At 34.2% G+C, this 18,381-nt stretch carries 14 protein-coding genes; 4 read left to right on the forward strand and 10 right to left on the reverse strand.

Translation table 11 applies throughout. The features are described 5' to 3' along the window. Window positions 1–178: 178 nt before the first annotated feature. A complete protein-coding gene (locus H4V97_RS14800) occupies window positions 179–538 on the forward strand; it encodes a response regulator transcription factor (protein ID WP_196849151.1) in 360 nt (119 codons plus the stop codon). A gap of 74 nt (window positions 539–612) precedes the next feature. Here H4V97_RS14800 and H4V97_RS14805 read toward each other — a convergent pair whose 3' ends face one another. Next, window positions 613–1,236 (reverse strand): murein L,D-transpeptidase catalytic domain-containing protein, encoded by a 624-nt coding sequence (locus tag H4V97_RS14805; protein WP_209550123.1) that lies wholly within the window; start codon window positions 1,234–1,236, stop codon window positions 613–615. A 602-nt stretch (window positions 1,237–1,838) separates the two neighbouring features. Here H4V97_RS14805 and H4V97_RS14810 point away from each other — a divergent pair. Beyond that, window positions 1,839–3,389: an SDR family NAD(P)-dependent oxidoreductase gene (locus tag H4V97_RS14810; protein ID WP_209550124.1), complete on the forward strand. Its 1,551-nt coding sequence runs from the start codon at window positions 1,839–1,841 to the stop codon at window positions 3,387–3,389. Window positions 3,390–3,615: 226 nt separating this feature from the next. On the opposite strand, the gene H4V97_RS14815 is transcribed toward H4V97_RS14810, so the two are convergent. The 4 genes from H4V97_RS14815 to truA all read right to left on the reverse strand — a co-directional run bounded on the left by H4V97_RS14815 (window position 3,616) and on the right by truA (window position 9,134). After that, on the reverse strand, window positions 3,616–4,407 hold the full coding sequence (locus H4V97_RS14815; RefSeq protein ID WP_209550125.1) for a hypothetical protein: 792 nt from the start codon (window positions 4,405–4,407) through the stop codon (window positions 3,616–3,618). Between the two features lie 262 nt (window positions 4,408–4,669). Further along, window positions 4,670–6,058 carry a dihydrolipoyl dehydrogenase gene (gene lpdA, locus H4V97_RS14820; protein WP_209550126.1) on the reverse strand — a complete coding sequence of 463 codons (1,389 nt, stop codon included), beginning with the start codon at window positions 6,056–6,058 and terminating at the stop codon, window positions 4,670–4,672. A gap of 414 nt (window positions 6,059–6,472) precedes the next feature. Further along, window positions 6,473–8,227, reverse strand: a complete 1,755-nt coding sequence (locus H4V97_RS14825) for an ABC transporter ATP-binding protein (protein ID WP_209550318.1) — start codon at window positions 8,225–8,227, stop codon at window positions 6,473–6,475. Window positions 8,228–8,363: 136 nt separating this feature from the next. Then, a complete protein-coding gene (gene truA, locus H4V97_RS14830; protein WP_209550127.1) occupies window positions 8,364–9,134 on the reverse strand; it encodes a tRNA pseudouridine(38-40) synthase TruA in 771 nt (256 codons plus the stop codon). Window positions 9,135–9,370: 236 nt separating this feature from the next. Between truA and H4V97_RS14835 the strand changes: the two genes are divergently transcribed. Next, complete coding sequence (locus H4V97_RS14835; protein ID WP_209550128.1) at window positions 9,371–9,868, forward strand: metallophosphoesterase family protein; 498 nt, start codon at window positions 9,371–9,373, stop codon at window positions 9,866–9,868. Here the strand turns inward: H4V97_RS14835 and H4V97_RS14840 are convergent, their stop codons facing one another. From H4V97_RS14840 to H4V97_RS14850, 3 genes are all read right to left on the reverse strand, one after another. Then, window positions 9,869–11,566 (reverse strand): ATP-binding protein, encoded by a 1,698-nt coding sequence (locus H4V97_RS14840; protein WP_209550129.1) that lies wholly within the window; start codon window positions 11,564–11,566, stop codon window positions 9,869–9,871. Window positions 11,567–11,592: 26 nt separating this feature from the next. Next, window positions 11,593–12,255 carry a response regulator gene (locus tag H4V97_RS14845; RefSeq protein WP_209550130.1) on the reverse strand — a complete coding sequence of 221 codons (663 nt, stop codon included), beginning with the start codon at window positions 12,253–12,255 and terminating at the stop codon, window positions 11,593–11,595. A gap of 158 nt (window positions 12,256–12,413) precedes the next feature. Then, the gene (locus H4V97_RS14850; protein ID WP_209550131.1) at window positions 12,414–12,827 is read right to left on the reverse strand and encodes a DUF4293 family protein; all 414 of its coding nucleotides are present in this window, start codon (window positions 12,825–12,827) and stop codon (window positions 12,414–12,416) included. Between the two features lie 182 nt (window positions 12,828–13,009). On the opposite strand from H4V97_RS14850, the gene rho reads away from it, so the two are divergent. Next, entirely contained in the window at window positions 13,010–14,821 is a 1,812-nt protein-coding gene (gene rho / locus H4V97_RS14855) for a transcription termination factor Rho (RefSeq protein WP_209550132.1), read from the forward strand. A gap of 125 nt (window positions 14,822–14,946) precedes the next feature. Here the strand turns inward: rho and H4V97_RS14860 are convergent, their stop codons facing one another. Both H4V97_RS14860 and H4V97_RS14865 read right to left on the reverse strand, forming a co-directional pair. After that, window positions 14,947–16,212 carry an RsmB/NOP family class I SAM-dependent RNA methyltransferase gene (locus H4V97_RS14860; protein ID WP_209550133.1) on the reverse strand — a complete coding sequence of 422 codons (1,266 nt, stop codon included), beginning with the start codon at window positions 16,210–16,212 and terminating at the stop codon, window positions 14,947–14,949. Between the two features lie 140 nt (window positions 16,213–16,352). Next, complete coding sequence (locus H4V97_RS14865; protein ID WP_209550134.1) at window positions 16,353–18,314, reverse strand: KUP/HAK/KT family potassium transporter; 1,962 nt, start codon at window positions 18,312–18,314, stop codon at window positions 16,353–16,355. Window positions 18,315–18,381 lie beyond the last annotated feature (67 nt).

The raw sequence follows: 18,381 nt of genomic DNA on the forward strand, positions 1-18,381 counted from the left end.
GATACGATTGTGATGTCACTTTTTGAAAAAAGAACTTAATAATTAATGAATATCAAGTCTTATTTATACTCATTATTTAGATAAAAAGACTATTTTTGAAAAGTATCTTCTCCCAATTTTATAAATACAATACAACCATTTGCAGAGATTTATTTTTTGCATTTAAATAGTTAAAAAAATGAAAATTCTAATTGCCGAAGATGATGAAATGATGCTTAAAACTATGGAGTTTAAGCTGACCCGTGAAGGGTATGAAGTGATTTCATGCATTGATGGAAAAGAGGCTTTGGATAAAATATTTTCTGAAAACCCGGATCTAATCATTTCAGACATTGAGATGCCATTTGCGACTGGTCTTGATATTGTTAATAAAGTAAAAATGGAGTCTAAACTAGACATCCCAATAATTATTTTGTCTGCCGTAGGTTTAGAAAAAACGGTTTTAAAAGCTTTCGATCTGGGCGCTGATGATTTTATAACCAAACCATTTAGCCCTAATGAGTTGATTGTGAGAATTAAGAGGCTTCTCAATAAATAAAATTCGAATTTGTCACAACACAAAATCTACGGTCCTTGATCATTTGACTTAAAGCCGAAATTCCTATCAGCAGATTAATAGTAAATGTCTAAAACAATATTTCGTTTTGAATCGTCAATTCGTTTTTCAATTCGGGAATAATAGATGTCATTTATCATTGGACAACCAAAACTATAACCTATTGGCTTATCTTGTTCTTCATAAGGTACTTTTATATTTTTATGTAGCACAATATTTCGTGATATGGCATTATTATTTGTAGGGTCTAATCCATATAACTTATACGCTTTGCCGTATTGGCCATTGTAACTATTACCAATAGCGTATTTTCCCAATGAAGTGCAAAGGGAATTATTTTCATTGCTAAATTTTAATTTCCCTGCTGAATCAATTCTGGAACCAAAACCTTGAGTTACTAAACCCTGATCAATTATTTTATCATTTTTTAAATCGTATACAAAAAATCTGTTTTTTCCAGACATGATTTCCATATCGATAAAAAAAGCAATTTCATTATTATAATTAGGATTTTTGCTTACTAATTCCTTTAAACGTGCTACGTGTTGTAAAAGTTTTTTCTCCGCTAAATCATTTAATTCAGAAGTTTCAGAAGTTTTTTTCCCCAAATTTTTTGAAGAAATTGTAAAACTCAATAGTAGTGTTCCAATCAAAATTAAAGTAAAAACGATTCTTCTCATTTTGTTGCTTTTTAGATTTACATAAAATTTTCGTAGATTACTTCCAACTTCCTGTGGCTAAGTTGATTTGGGAAACAGTAGCCGTGTTTTTTTTACTTTACAAAGGTATCAAAAAGCAATTAATTCAACAAATGAAACCATTTTATGATCCGGTAATTAAAAGGAGCTTTTATTTGTTGGTACTAAACAAATCTTAGAATTATATCTAAAATTCACTGATAAAATGTTAATTATTGATTGTTATCTTTATGATTTTTAAATTTATAGGGTAAAGTGATAATTAATGTGGGGAACTGTTAAGTTTTTATGAAATAACGGTAAAGTAAGAGGAGTATCATAAAAAAGAATGTCAAAAATCTAAAAATTTAAGACAAGCAAGTGGCAATGATAATTGCATTTGAGTTTAAATTATCTCCTATTTATTTTACTTTGTGCCAATTTATTGCTGTGCAAAAACGAAGACAGAAAAATACCAATCAAGGCTCAAAAATCATACTACAATCACTTTGCAGACTATTAAAAAAAAGAAATCACAACCAAGATTTTAGAACTATATTTGCGGCCTTGGTATTTCCGCCAAGATTGATATATGTTTTTTTAAGATGGTGATGGAAGAAATAGAAAATAAAAGCGCAATTACTTCAGAAGAAATTGACCGATGCATCGCTATATTGGCGCAATTGGTTGATGATACAGATCAAATATTTGATATTGAGAAAGAGCAGAGAACAGCCTTGATCAAAGCAGCAGGAATGTTTTCCAGACCTGACCGCGACGAGCTTTCGCGTAGAAAAAAGGACGGAAGATTAGTCGCAAAGCGTAAAAAAGAAAAACAAGACAAAACCGCCCGTAAAGAAACCGGAATACGTCATGCCCGCGAAGCGAGTGTGTTTGTTGCGCCAAAATTACTGGCTCATAATGTTCTTGCTCACAAAGAACAATTGGAACTGGAAACGCCAAGAAATTGTTATGTCTGTAAAACGGCATTTACTAAAATGCATCACTTTTACGATACTATGTGTACCGATTGTGGTGATTTTAATTATGCCAAACGCTTTCAAACCGCAGATGTAACGGGACAGGTTGCGGTTATTACAGGTTCTCGTTTGAAAATTGGATATCATATTACTTTAATGCTTTTGCGAGGTGGAGCAACTGTCATTGCGACTACTCGTTTTCCGGTCGACTCGGCATTGCGTTTTTCGAAAGAAGATGATTTTATGGATTGGGGACATCGCCTAAAAATTCATGGGTTGGATTTACGACATATTCCGAGTGTAGAAATCTTTTGCAATTTTATTGAACAAAAATACGAGCGTCTGGATATTTTGATCAATAATGCAGCACAAACTGTAAGACGTCCAGCTGGATTCTATACCCATTTAATGGAGAATGAAGAACGTCCAATTGCTTCTTTACCCAAATATGCACAGGATTTATTACTGGATCATACGGATTGTTTACAGGAATTAAAAGTATTGACTTTGGGAGTTTCCTCGAATCAAAATATGCCAGTGACTTGGCATGGACCGGAGCCAGGAATTGGTTTACGGGCTTCCGCCAAATTATCTCAGATTCCGTATAGTTTTGATAATACGCTCGTGGCAAATGAAGTTTTTCCGGAAGGGGAGTTGGATGCCGATTTACAGCAAGTAGATTTGAGAAAAACAAACAGTTGGCGTTTGCGTCTGGGGCAAATTGAAACGACCGAAATGATAGAAGTACAACTCGTAAATTCTGTGGCTCCATTTGTATTATGTAACCGACTTTCGGAAGTGATGAAGAAAGACAATACTGGACAAAAACACATCATTAATGTTTCGGCGATGGAAGGAAAGTTTCATCGTTTCTTTAAAGAAGATCGCCATCCGCATACCAATATGGCAAAAGCCGCTTTGAATATGTTAACGCATACTTCCTCTGGAACTTTGGCCAAAGACGGAATTTTTATGAACGCCGTTGATACGGGTTGGGTAACTGACGAAGATCCGGCAGAATTAGCCAAAAAGAAGCAGGAATTGGAAGATTTCCAACCGCCATTAGATATTGTTGATGGTGCTGCACGAGTGATGGATCCTTTGTTTGACGGTATTAATACAGGGAAACATTGGTGCGGAAAATTCTTGAAAGATTACAATCCTATTCCTTGGTAGTAATCCCAATTTTTTAAATCTAAAAACCACAACAGAATTAGATTTTGTTGTGGTTTTTGTTTGATGTTTCTTCCACTTTTTGGGGAGGAAAAAAAATTACACCATCTTTAGTAGATAAATCCTGCTTTATTTTTTTTCTTTATTAATGTTGAAAATTGATAATCCTTATTATTGAAATCTTGAAGTATCGGCAGCATTAGTGAAATTGCGGTTAAAACAATCACTTCTATAAGTTAGTTGATAAAGATTCTGTTTTTCTGGAAGGCGCTACTTTACTGTAAATTGCATCGATAGCATATTTTTTAATAGAAATGGGTATCTTTTTTAATTCGTTAATTTGGTTTAGAGCCGACTGTTTGATTGCTCGGGACATTTTAATCAAATTATCTGTATTATCTTCGATTTCGAGGGCTAATATAGATTCTAAAATTTCTTTTTTCATTGTATGGCCAATCATGCCGTGTTCAATAATAGAATTCAGTTGATTGAATTTTGCTGCAATTTTTAGATTTTGCAGACCTTGATAGCTATAATTTGGTTCTTTCTTTAAAAATGTCTTTTTCAATTGTGAAATTAGGGAGCTGTTAGTGTGTGCTCTTTCTTCAGTTTCCACTTTTATAAGAGAAAGTTTAACAGGTATATTTTTTTTGAAATGTAAAATAGTATTTATACTTCGGCTACTGGTCACTACTGCTGAATGGTGTTTTCTAAGGATTGATTTGTGTCCAGATATACCAAAACTATGTTTGATAGATCCCTCAGTGCAGTAGGCAAATAAAACAGACGATTTACTTAATGGTTCAATACTTAGCAGCGTATCATCAGAAAATGTAATGCTAACCTGAATGGAAGTGATGCCATTTATAAAGGTAACTCCATCAATATTTCCCTTAATTAAATCTGAATCTAAGGCTAATTTAAATTCATTGTCGTTTGAATTTAATACACCTTTAAAAGAAGTTTCAAGTCCATTAAAAACTTCATTTATTGTTCCGGTATTTAGATAAATATTTTTCATAACACTACATTTTGAATAGTAATAAAAAGTAAATGAACTCCATCTGTTTTTTTAACTATTTTGATCTATTCAAAGTACGGGATTTGATGATTTTTTTTTGTTACGAAATTATTTAGAAAAGTTTCATAATTAATTGATTATAGGTGTGTAATGAGAGCCCCATAAAAAAATCCGACTTGCTTTCACAAATCGGATTTTAGATTATTTCGTAAAGACGCACTGCAGTGCGTCTCTACCGTAATGTGTCTATACGCGTTTATATCTATAAATGGATTACTTCACCGTATGCATCAGCCACAGCTTCCATAACAGCTTCACTCATTGTAGGGTGTGGGTGAATTGATTTTAGGATTTCGTGTCCTGTTGTTTCCAGTTTACGCGCTACAACTGCTTCCGCAATCATATCCGTAACGCCAGCACCAATCATGTGGCAACCCAACCATTCGCCATATTTAGCGTCAAAAATTACTTTTACAAAACCATCCGGCGTTCCGGCAGCTTTCGCTTTTCCAGAAGCTGAGAATGGGAATTTACCAATTTTTAATTCGTATCCTTTTTCTTTAGCTTGTTTTTCTGTTAAACCAACAGAAGCAATTTCAGGAGTTGCATAGGTACAACCCGGTACGTTTCCGTAATCGATAGGTTCTACGTGAAGACCTGCAATTTTTTCCACACAATTGATTCCTTCGGCAGAAGCTACGTGAGCTAATGCTTGTCCCGGCGTAACATCACCAATGGCGTAATAACCCGGAATATTGGTTTGGCTGAAATCGTTCACCAAAATTTTATCTTTGTCAGTAGCAATTCCAACTTCTTCAAGACCTATGTTTTCAATGTTAGTTTTGATTCCAACAGCAGAAAGCAAAATATCAGCTTCCAGAACTACTTCTCCTTTGGCCGTTTTTACAAATGCTTTTACTCCATCACCAGTCGTGAGAATCCTTTCTACTGATGAGCTGGTCATGATTTTGATTCCCGCTTTTTTTAACGAGCGTTCCATTTGTTTCGAAATATCTTCATCTTCAACAGGAACTACGTTTGGCATGAATTCAACGATGGTAACATCAGTTCCCATTGTGTTATAGAAATGTGCAAATTCAACTCCAATTGCTCCAGAACCTACGACAATCATCGATTTTGGTTGTGTTGCCAAAGTCATTGCTTTACGATATTCTATTACTTTTACACCGTCTTGTGGCAAATTAGGCAACTCACGAGCGCGCGCTCCAGTAGCAATAATGATATGATCTGCTTCGTACTCCGTAACTTTTGAATCTTTGTCAGTAACATCCACTTTTTTTCCTGGTTTTAGTTTTCCAAAACCATCGATTACGTCAATTTTATTTTTTTTCATCAGGAATTGAACCCCTTTGCTCATTCCGTCTGCAACATTTCTACTGCGATTTACAACTGCTGAAAAATCTTTATCAAATTCAGAAACAGTCAATCCATAATCAGAAGCGTGTTTTAGATAATCAAAAACCTGAGCTGATTTTAGTAATGCTTTTGTTGGGATACAACCCCAGTTTAGACAAACTCCACCTAAGTTTTCTTTCTCAATTATGGCTACTTTAAAGCCTAATTGCGATGCTCTAATGGCGGTAACATATCCTCCAGGACCACTTCCTAAAACTATAATATCGTATTTCATTTCAAAGTTTTTTATTTGTTTTTTATTGGTGAAATGCAGTCGCTAACGCTCGTGTCATTTTTTAAATATTTATTATTATTAAAAATGGAATTCGTAAAAACTCATTTCATTTTCTGTGTTTTTCTTATTTAATTGATTGGGCGAATTTAAGGATTTATTCTGTTTTGAGAAAGTTTCGAAGTAATAAAGTAATAAACTAACAAATTTTTAGAAAAAGACCTTTATTTGAAACAAACTGTTGTTGTGTAAATCCAGATTTAGGATTTTTTTAACCACGAATTCACAAATTTTTAATTGGACGCAAAACCGTACAGCCTAAAAACGTTTTAGTAAAATTTATGGCACGCGGATTACACTGATTCTGCGGATTTTCACGGATTTTACTCTTTATCTCTTCACCTCTTTGTTGAAAAACTAATTCGCTACCGAAAACTGGGAATCATACAAGTTTTTGTAATACCCATTTTCGCGGTTGATTAATTCCTGATGCGTTCCTTGCTCAACTATTAAACCTTTATCCATGACCACAATTTTATCAGCATTGACAATAGTTGCGAGACGATGCGCAATGACAATCGAGGTTCTTCCTTTGGTAATGGTCTCGGTGGCACGTTGAATCAATTCCTCAGAATACGTATCTATTGAAGAAGTTGCTTCGTCCAGAATAAGAATGCTAGGATTACTCACATACGCTCTTAAAAAAGCAATTAGTTGACGCTGTCCTGACGAGAGCATAACACCGCGTTCTTTTACATCAAAGTTGTAATCATCGGGTAAACTCATTATAAAATTATGCACACCAATTTTTTTGGCAGCAGCCAAAACCTGTTCGCGAGAAATAGCAGGATTATTTAAGGTAATATTATTGAAAATCGTATCGGCAAAAAGGAAAACATCCTGCAAAACCACTGCAATTTGGTTGCGTAAAGAACTTAAGGTATAATTTTCAATGTTGTGATTGTCAATATAAATAGAACCGCTGTTGATTTCATAAAAACGGTTTAACAAGTTTATAATAGTTGATTTACCGGCACCTGTCGAACCCACAATCGCGATAGTTTGTCCTGCATTTACTTCAAGATTAATTCCTTTTATCACATCTTCCTCAGGAATATAACCAAAACGAACGTTTTCAAATCTAATGTTTCCTTGAAAAAGTGGCGCTTCAATAGTTCCTGTATCCTGAATTTGATCTTGGGTATCGAGAATGTCAAAAACACGATTAGCGGCAATCATTCCTAGTTGCATCTCATTGAATTTATCCGCAATTTGGCGCAACGGATTAAATAACATTCCTATAAACATCGTGTAGGAAAACAAATCTCCAAAAGTGGTAAAATGATCTCCGTTTAATATCTTCATTCCGCCATAAAGTACTATAAAACCTAAGGTTAAGGACGAAATAATATCAGCAATGGGAAAGAAGATGGAGTTATAAAGAATGGTTTTTATCCAGGCTTTGTTGTGTTTGTCGTTGATTTCTCTGAATTTTTCAAACTCAATATCTTCTCTATTAAAAAGCTGAACGATTTTCATTCCCGTCACTCGTTCCTGAACAAAGGAGTTCATGTTAGCAATTTGCGTACGCACTTCCTCAAAAGCCACTTGCATTTTTTTTTGGAATATTCGGGTGATGAAAACCAGAATTGGCATGGCAACAATCACAATCCAGGTCAGCGTCCAGTTCATGTAAAACATAAAAATAAGAACCATGAGCATTTTCATCAGGTCACTGATAATCATAAACAATCCTTGGCTGAAAATTCGCGCGATTGATTCAATATCCGAAACCGAACGAGTAACCAATTGCCCCACAGGAACCAAATCAAAATATTTCATTCTAAAACTTAAAATGTGACGAAATAATTTAGTTCTAATGTCCTTAACAATGTCTTGCCCAAGCCAGTTTGCCCAGTAAACAAAGAAAAATTGCGAGAATACTTCCATCAAAAGCACGATTCCCATCAAGATTACATACAATAGTAATCCGTGCTGATCTTGGGTTTTTATGTACCCATCAACGGTTTGCTTTAATAAATACGGACGCAAGGCCGCAAATACCGAAAGCGATATGGCAAAAATAATCACGCCATTAAAACGCCATTGGTACGGTTTGGTATATTGTAATATTCGTTTGAATAATCGGGTATCAAATGCTTTTGCTTTCATTTTTTTGGATTTTTCCTGATTATTTTCAGGAGCTATTTGCTTCGCCAGTTCGTTTCGCTCGTGTCCTGCTATTCGTTTCAATCTTTTTTGTCTCGTTAAAAAACGAGTCAAAAAAGGATTTCCACTGCTATCAGGGCTATTTCGTAATGTAATCGTATTCTATTTCGGTTAAATACAAACCATGCGCCGGAACCGAAAAACCAGCTTTGTCTCTGTTTTTGCTTTTTATGATAGCATTAAAATCGGCTAATGTAATCTTGTGTAAACCTATATTTATCAAAGTTCCCACAATGGCGCGAACCATATTTCGTAAAAAACGATTGGCCGAAATGGTGAAAATCAGCTTTCCGTTTTCTTGTTTGTCTACGCCCTGTTCGGCTGTGCCTCGAGTCCAATTGGCTTCAAAAATCGTGCAATCAAAGGTGTTTACGTCAGTATTTACTTTAGAGAAACATTGAAAATCAGTATAGTTAAACAATAATTCAGCAGCTTCGTTCATCAAATCCACATCTAGCGGCTGATGGAAATACCAACTTTGTTCCTGTAAAAACGGATCTTTAAACGTGTTGATGTGGTATTCATAGGTTCTTTTTACAGCGTCAAATCGCGTGTGCGCTTCATCGTGAACGGGAATAATATCATAAACAGCAATGTCTTTTGGCAAGTAGGAATTGAGTTTGTGTACCAGATTCGGAATGTCAAAAGGTGTTTCAAAATCAAAGTGTGCATACATTTCCTTGGCGTGAACTCCCGTATCCGTTCGTCCGGCTCCCATGAGATTGATTTCGGAATTCAATAAGGTGGAAACGGCTTTGTTCATCGTTTCCTGCACTGACGAAGCATTAGGTTGGTATTGCCAGCCGTGATAATGAGTTCCGTTGTATGCTAATTTTATAAAATATCTCAAGGCAATTTTTTTGGAGATACAAAGATACTTATTAATTTTTCTCTCGAAGAATCAAAGGTGTAATGTTTTTTGGTCTGAAACTTATTTTTTATTTGGAATGGGAATGTCTAATTTTACCAAAATTCCTAGCCCAGATAGAAGCGGTATCCTTTTTATCACGCCTTTTCGGCGGATAAAAAGATACAAGCGGATAGCTGGAAATAGCTCCTTAAAAACTGAAATTAATTCAGCTTAAAATGAAAAAAATCCTTCTACTTTCCGATACGCACAGTCATATTGACGATACGATTTTAAAATATGTGGCTCAGGCTGATGAAGTTTGGCATGCGGGAGATATTGGCGATTTGACGGTGATGGACACGATTAAAAAACTGAAACCGCTCCGCTGTGTCTATGGTAATATTGATGATGCTAAAGCGCGATTAGAATTTCCGTTACACAACCGTTTTATGTGCGAAGGAGTGGATGTTTGGATTACTCATATCGGCGGTTATCCGGGCAAATACAACCCTAGTATTAAAGCGGAGATGGCTGCAAATCCCCCAAAGTTATTTATTTGTGGACATTCGCATATTCTTAAAGTTATGTTTGATAAAAAACACAATCTCTTGCATATGAATCCCGGAGCCGCTGGAAAAAGTGGTTTTCACCAGGTGCGTACCATGCTGCGTTTTGTGATTGATGGCGATAAAATCAAAGACTTGGAGATTATTGAAATCGAAAAAAAGGCGTAATTATTTTTGATACGCAATAGGTACCGCGATGGAAATTGAGGTACCAGAATCAACCTTAGAATTAATTGCGATGGTTCCTTTTAGATTGTTTATTCTGGCGTGAATTTGATTGAGTCCGAAACCGTCGAGAAACCCAAATTTATCAGTGTCAAAGCCTTTTCCATTATCAGTAATATGAATTTGGAGTGATTCATTATATTCTTGAATGGTCACATTTGCTTTACCGGCTTGACTGTGTTTAATTATATTATTCAAAAGCTCCGTTACGATAAAATAAATTTTCATTTCAAAATCTTCATCGTATCGAGTTATAGTGGATACGACACTTGAATAGTTAAAATGAAGTAGCGAATTTGAATTTTTTTCGCATAGATCTTCCAAAGCATAAAACAAACCAAATCGCGCTAAAAGCGATGGCATAAGTTCATGAGACAAATCACGGACTTTGTCGTGGGCTTCTTTTAAGATGGTTTTAGTTTTAACTATTTCTTGAGGAGGAGATTGATTTTGAGAGGTAAAAACTGTCAAATGCAATCCCGCTGAGGAAAGCAAAGCACTTATGTTATCATGTAAAAAAGAAGCGATTTTTTTTCGCTCCATTTCTTGTCCGTTAATAGAGGCATTGATGATATTTTCCTGAATTTGACTTTGTAGGTCTTTGAGTTTTGAATTTTGTTTTAGTCTTGTATTTTGAAAGAAAAAGTAAAAAAGAATGATGATTAATAGTAATGATGCTATGATGATGACGCTTATTTGTTTGTTTTTATATTGCTTTTCAATCAATAATTGCTGGTTTGTCTCGTATTTGGTTTCAATATTGTCAATCTCTCTTTTATACGCGTCTAATTCGAGATTGATGCCAGCTACGTTAATTTTCTTGAGCTTTTCTTCATTGTTAAGCTCAGCGGTTATTGAATTGTAATCTGCAAGGTTTTGATAGGCTTTTTGATACTTACCATTTTTCAATAAAAATTTGGAGTACTCCAAATGTGAAAAAGATAAATCTGATTTTTCATTTCCTAATTTTCCTAATCTTATGGCATTTTGAAAAAAAAGATCCGCTTTTTCAATATCCATTTTATGATTATAATACATCCCGTTGAGCATGTTTAATGCGACTATAGTACTTTCGTCGCCGTATTTTTTATGGAATTTATTTATGAATTGTAAATAGGGGTACCCGTCGTCAAAACGGCCAGTATCAAAATAGGCCCAAGTAATATTGAGTTTTGTAAAAACAGTCTGACTGATGTCTTTTATCTTTTCACTGTATTCTAGCGATTTTTTATAGAAGAAAATTCCTTTCTCGTATTGTTTTTTATCAAAGCAATAGATGTTCCCTAAATTATTATAAAGCCAGTTTTTTAATTGGTAATTGTTAGTTTTATTTGCGTACAACAAGCCTTTATTATAGTAGAAAAAAGCTTTGTCGACTTCGGTCATTTCATCAAAATTTGCCCCAATAGTGTTGTAAATAGTGGCGATGAGATTGTCATCTTTAATTGCTATCGCGTACTGCAACGCAATTCTGGATTTGACTAAGGATTTTTCAAATTGATCCTCTTTCATGTATTGGTTCGCCTCTTTTGCCAATGCTGTTATTTTATTCTTAGATGGGGTTATTTCTTTTGCAAGAATACCAGCATTTAATAGATTGAGAACAAACAGCAGTAATAAAATGATTCGGGTTTGGGGCATAAATGATTTATTAGAAAGTAAATAATTTATGATTTGACTAAATTGTTTTTAATGGCATATTTAACCAGACCGATACTATTTTTCAGGTCTAGTTTTTTCATAATATTCTTGCGATGGGTTTCGACGGTATTTATACTGATGTATAATTGTTCACTGATTTCTTTACCGCTATATTCTAAAGAAATTAAAGTAATGATTTCGATTTCTCTTCCAGTCAATATAGAATTAAGAGCAGAATCTATCTTGTTTAATTTTGGATTGTCTTTTGTTACATTATTGAATATTTTTTCTCTTACCGCTTCGCAAAAATATTCTTCACCTCTATAAACTGCTTCAATTGCTTCGACTATATTTTCTCCGGCACATTGTTTAGTCAAATAGCCACTGGCACCCAATTTCATGATTTCTTTTATCAATTTTAAATCATCATAACTGGAGAGAATTATTACCTTACAAGGAAACCCTTTTTCGGCAAATTCTTTAATGACTGCAATGCCGTCTTTTTGGGGCATATTGATATCCAGCATGAGGATATCGGTTTTGTTTTGAGTGACTTCATCAAAAAGGTTACTGCCATTTAAAGAGAATCCCACCACTTCAAAATCTGGAATGGTTTGTAGTAATGAACTAATACCATCAATAAGAATTTGATGATCATCGGCCAAGTGGATTCTAATTTTAGTTGTCATATATTGTAAACTTTAGCCAAATTTATAAAAAAACCATAAAGATACCATTTAATAAGATTTTTATTATTTTTAAAATATAAAATTTTAATGTATTGTACAAAAAAACCCGAACTGTTACATTCGGGTTTCCTTCGCACTAATAAACTAAGTTTATAGGTTTACCTCAATCTGTCCACAGATTTTACAAGATCCTCATCCTTCTTGATGGCTTTATTAGCCAAGACTAATAACACGATAGCCAAGATAGGTAGAAACATCCCAATACCTTTCTCAGAAACCACTTGAGTTTCTCCAGATAGATTTAGTGAACGATATACAAACAATCCTAATAAAATCAAATTTAATATGATATTCAACCTGCCAATAACAAATTGATTTTGTCTTTTTTTATAGGAAACAATACTTAATAAGGAAAGCGTTGTGCTTAATCCTAAAAGGATAACATAAAATTGGTTTTGCATAAAATAATAATCAGAACCGTCTTTCATTATCCAAAGTGGAAAAATGAAGGGTAACACTAGAGTAACTATTAAAGCAAGAAATAAATATATAGTCTGAATTCTTTGTATCATGGTTTGAATTTGTTTTACAAAAATATATTTTTCTTTTTAATAAATACTATTGTATGATTAAATTTTATTCGTATTATTGCATAACAATACCGTAAGCACTTCATACTGCGGTTGATTCAAAATAAAAAAGTTCACTACCTATCTTTAGATTTTTCCAAATTAATTAAACTCATAGAATATTCATGTTTGATATTTCTGCATTAAAAGAAATGAAGCTATCTGAGCTTCAAGAAATAGCTAAATCAGCTAAAACCATAAAGTTTAACGGTGTAAAAAAAGAGACCTTAATTAGTCAGATTTTAGAACATCAGACTACTAATGTTGATTCAGCATTGGATAAAAATAAGGAAAGCAATGTTGTTTCTGTTATTGATAGAAAACAAGAAGAAACTGGTGAAGATGATAAACCAAAAAGAGCACGAATTGTTCCTGCTAAAAAAGTGGCGATTCAAAAGACTCCAGTAAATTCTATTTTGCAAGTTGAAGAAAATCAAATGGAGATCAGTTCTCCGGATCAATTAATTACTGCGGAACCGATTATAAAAACAGTGGAAACACTAGAAGCTAAAGAAACCGTTGAAACTGAAAACAAAGTAGGTAAAATTGTAAAATTCAGTAAATCAGCCTACGAAAAGAAAATTGCCTTAAAAAAGGATAAAGAAGAAGTAAAGGAAGCTGCTCCTAAAGAAAGTGAAGGTGCAACAGAATTAGGGACAGAAGAAAATATTGAAGTTTCTGCACCGGTAAAAAAGATAAATCCAAATCAATTACATAAGCAAAATCAAGCCGTAAATCCAAACCAAAACGGAAACCAAAACGGAAATCAAAACCCAAACTTTAAAAGTAAGAAAAGTAATTTTGCAGCTTCTGATTTTGAATTTGATGGAATTATTGAAAGTGAAGGCGTTCTGGAAATGATGCCTGATGGTTATGGCTTCTTGCGTTCTTCCGATTATAATTATTTGGCTTCGCCGGATGATATTTATTTATCAACATCACAAATTAGATTGTTCGGACTTAAAACTGGAGATACCGTAAAAGGAGTAGTTCGTCCCCCAAAAGAAGGAGAGAAATTTTTCCCTTTGGTTCGCGTTTTGAAAATAAACGGACATGATCCGCAGGTAGTTCGCGATAGAGTTTCATTCGAACATTTAACTCCTGTTTTTCCATCGGAAAAATTCAAATTGGCCGAGAAGGAAAGCACGATATCTACCCGAATTATTGATTTGTTTTCTCCAATAGGAAAAGGACAACGTGGTATGATTGTGGCTCAGCCTAAAACAGGTAAAACCATGTTGCTTAAAGATATTGCAAATGCAATTGCAGCTAACCATCCTGAAGTCTATTTAATAGTTTTGTTGATAGACGAGCGTCCGGAAGAGGTTACTGATATGCAACGCAGTGTACGTGGGGAAGTAATTGCTTCCACTTTTGACAGAGAACCTCAGGAGCATGTGAAAATTGCGAATATTGTTCTCGAAAAAGCAAAACGTCTGGTAGAATGTGGTCATGATGTAGTGATTCTTTTGGATTCTATTACTCGTTTAGCAAGAGCGTACAATACAGTACAGCCTGCGTCAGGAAAAGTATTAAGTGGAGGTGTAGATGCTAATGCATTACAAAAACCAAAACGTTTCTTTGGTGCTGCTCGTAATGTTGAGAATGGAGGTTCGTTAAGTATTATTGCAACCGCTTTAACCGAAACAGGATCCAAAATGGATGAAGTGATTTTTGAAGAATTTAAAGGTACTGGAAATATGGAACTGCAATTGGATAGAAAAATTGCAAACAAACGTATCTTCCCAGCTATCGATTTGACTTCTTCTAGCACAAGACGTGATGATTTATTATTAGATCAAAAAACATTACAACGCATGTGGATTATGAGAAAATATCTTTCAGATATGAATCCGGTGGAAGCAATGGATTTTATTAACGATCGTTTCAAGAAAACAAAAAATAATGAAGAGTTTTTAATTTCTATGAATGATTAATAAATTAGTTTAAAGTTTTTTAGTTTAAGGTTAGAATAAGGTTGAACTAAAAAAAATAATCCCATAAAAAAAGTCCTCGATTTTCGAGGACTTTTTTGTGAATGATATTTACCAGCTTTTAAACCTTAAGATTTTTCAGTTTTCTCTAATTTTTCAGTTCTTTCAGGTTTTTCTATAGCTTCTTTTCGTTCTAACAAAGCCATGTAGAATCCGTCAAAACCAGATTCTGATGCCAGAATTTTTTGGTCTTTTACAAAGTTGAACTGTTTACCAATATCGGTAGTCAAAAATCGAGCAATTTGCTCTTGATTTTCTGATGGTAGTATAGAACAAGTGGCATATACTAATTTACCTCCCGGTTTTACAATTTTAGAATAACTCTCTAAAACTTCCGATTGTACTTTACGAATATTGTCAATGAATTCAGGTTTTAATTTCCATTTAGCGTCTGGATTCCTTTTAAGTACTCCTAAACCGCTACAAGGCGCGTCAATCAATACACGATCTGCTTTTTCGTGTAATTTTTTGATAATTTTTGTGGAGTCAATAATACGATATTCAATATTGAAAGCACCGTCTCTTTTTGCACGGATTTTTAATTGCTTTAATTTACTTTCATATAAATCCATTGCAATTAGCTGTCCTTTATTTTCCATCAAAGAAGCGATGTGCAACGTTTTTCCCCCTGCACCTGCACAAGTATCCACCACACGCATTCCTGGTTTTACATCAAGGAAAGCAGCTACTAATTGGGAATTGGCATCTTGAACTTCGAAGAAACCTTGTTTAAAAGCATCAGTCAAGAAAACATTAGCTCTTTCTTTTAAAACTAAAGCATCAGGTTGATTTTTTAATGTTTCTGTTTCGATGTTTAAATCCATCAAAATAGCACGTAATGCTTCTCTATTTGTCTTAAGGGTGTTTACTCTTAAAATAACTTTTGCTGGTTGGTTTTGAGCTGTGATTTCCGTAGCCCAAACTTTTTCACCTAATTCTTTAACCCCTAATTCATCCATCCAATCCGGAATAGATTCTTTCAAAGCTCTAACTTTAGACAGCTCATCAAAACGGCCTTTTATTTTTCTCTCCGGAGTTCCTTCCAGCTGACGCCAATCAGGAATAGGGTAGCCTCTTAAGACTGCCCATACGGAGAACATTCTCCAAAGATTGTCTCTATCGAAGGGTTCTTTTACTTCGGCTATTTCTGCATATAATCTTTTCCAACGAACGACTTCGTAGATGGTTTCCGCAACAAATTTTCTATCGGAGCTTCCCCAACGTTTGTCTTTTTTTAAGGATCTGGCTACCACTTTATCAGCATATTCGCCTTCGTTAAAAATGGCATTTAAAGCGTCAATGGTAGTATAAACTAAATTTCTGTGTAATCTCATTTTAAATAATTGAGGTGCAAAGGTACTATTAATTGATTGAATGTTATATTTTTAATAATGATTGTTGGTTTTATATTTTTGATCCAAAAAAAAACACTGCTTTTAGACAGTGTTTTATTCATATAAATTTGGAATTTTTTTTATTTAACTCTGACCAATTCAATTTTTTCCGGGGCATGAAGCACCATTGGAAATTTTTCTATTTTAACGGAACTGCTGTCAAGACCAAAAGCGCTTTCTTCAGATAAACTTAGTTTTTTAATCAAGAAATAAGAGTTCATTATTATTTTTTCATGCCAACGTAAGTCACTATCGTTGGATAAGAATTTTTCAGATAGAACAAATTTAAAATCACCGATAATATTATTTTTATTTAAAGATTCGTATCTGCTGGTAATATCCACTTCGCCTTTTTTTACCATGTCTCTTATTACCTCTCTAAACATCAGGTTAATCTTAGTAGGTTCCCTAAAGCCTAGATTGAAGTCAACACGATAAAGATCGTCTTTAAGAATTTCGGTTACTTTATATTCTTTTTTATACGGCTCACTCAATATGTTTACATGAACAAACCAATACATATCAGCTCTTTTGGGTCTTTTTTGTAGAATAGAATACATTACTTTTTCTTCTATCTCATCAGTGCGATTGGCATTTGTCATATAAACTAAATGCGTTGCGTATTTTGGGATAGATAAATCGGCGCTTAATTCCATTAAGACTTTCTTATAATCATCAATCTTAACAATTTTGGTATACGTTTTATTGATTTTCTTAGCGGAATACCAAATAGTCATTATCGATATTAATACTAATGCTATAAAAAGGGTTACGTAGCCGCCTTCTGCAAATTTTGTTATATTGGCCGCAAGGAAACTAAATTCGATAGTTAAATAAATTGTAATTAAAGGGACAATAAAGTACAGTTTTACTCTTTTCAATATCAAATAAAAATTAAGTAAAATAGTGGTCATGATCATACATAATATAATGGCCAATCCATAGGCATGCTGCATATTACTTGATTCTCCGAAGTGTAATACGATGCCGACACAACCAAAGAATAATAGCCAGTTTATGGACGGAATGTAGAGTTGTCCTTTTAATTCTGTTGGGTATTTTATTTTTACTTTTGGCCAAAAATTTAATCTCATAGCCTCATTTATCAAAGTAAATGAACCGCTGATAAGTGCTTGAGAGGCAATTACAGCAGCCAAGGTAGCAATAACAATTCCTATGGGTTGAAACCAACTGGGCATAATCAGATAGAATGGATTTGCATTTTTTCCGCCTAAACTTTGCAGAGTTTGACCTCCATGATGAATTAAATAAGCCCCTTGTCCAAAATAGTTAAGCACTAAGGCTGTTTTTACAAAAATCCAGCTTATTCTAATGTTTTTACGCCCACAATGCCCCATATCCGAATATAACGCTTCCGCACCAGTAGTACATAGAAATACAAAACCCAGCACAAAAAAACCATCGGGGTGAATTTTTAATAAATGATACGCATAATATGGATTTATTGCTTTAAAAACTTCGGTATGTTGTGCGATTTGTATTACACCTAAAACAGCAAGCATTCCAAACCAAATCATCATTATCGGTGCGAAAAATTTACCGACTAATTTCGTTCCAAATTGTTGAATAGTAAAGAGTATAAATAAAATACCTATAACAATAGGAACTGTGTCCATTTGAGGATAGTAAGTTCTAATTCCTTCGACTGCAGAGGATACCGAGATTGGAGGTGTAATGATTCCATCGGCAAGTAAGGCACTTCCCCCAATGATTGCGGGGACAATTAACCATTGAATTTTTGTTTTCTTGACTAAGGCATATAAAGCAAAAATACCACCTTCACCGTGATTGTCTGCGCTTAATGTGATAATTACGTACTTGATGGTGGTTTGTAAGGTAAGTGTCCAGAAAACAGCCGATATACCTCCTAAAACTACATCTGCATTTATAATATGATTGCCTAATATGGCTGTCATTACATATAAAGGTGAGGTTCCAATGTCACCGTAAATTATTCCTAATGAAACTAATAACCCGCCTAATGTTAATTTAGTATGCAGGTCTTTGTGCGATGCGCTCATGTATATTTATTAAAAAACTCGTCAAAGGTACTGTTTTAAAAGATATTAGAGCAGTTTATTTGAAAAA

Source organism: Flavobacterium sp. CG_23.5 (assembly GCF_017875765.1).
Taxonomy (GTDB): Bacteria; Bacteroidota; Bacteroidia; order Flavobacteriales; family Flavobacteriaceae; genus Flavobacterium.